The sequence below is a fragment of the Streptomyces sp. XY431 genome (assembly GCF_001279805.1).
Taxonomy (GTDB): Bacteria; Actinomycetota; Actinomycetes; order Streptomycetales; family Streptomycetaceae; genus Kitasatospora; species Kitasatospora purpeofusca.
In genome coordinates, this window is record NZ_LGDO01000417.1 from 1 (window position 1) to 272 (window position 272).

Below are 272 nucleotides of genomic sequence, written 5' to 3' on the forward strand. Positions count from 1 at the left end.
ATAACCCAGAGGTCGCAGGTTCAAATCCTGTCCCCGCTACTCAGTAGCAACGAAGGCCCGGAGGATACGTCCTCCGGGCCTTCGCCGTTCCCGAAGCCGTTCCCGCAACAAAAACCGACCCCCGCGCATCCCCAATCGAAAGCGATTCGCTTTTCACTCACCCGGTGCCGTAAGGTCGTGTTCACCGACGCGGGGTGGAGCAGCTCGGTAGCTCGCTGGGCTCATAACCCAGAGGTCGCAGGTTCAAATCCTGTCCCCGCTACTCAGTAGCA

General features: G+C 60.3%; 1 tRNA gene. It reads left to right on the forward strand.

Annotation, left to right across the window (positions count from 1 at the left end):
* Positions 1 to 188: 188 nt before the first annotated feature.
* Positions 189 to 262: transfer RNA gene (locus ADK60_RS27730), tRNA-Met, on the forward strand.
* Positions 263 to 272: the final 10 nt, after the last annotated feature.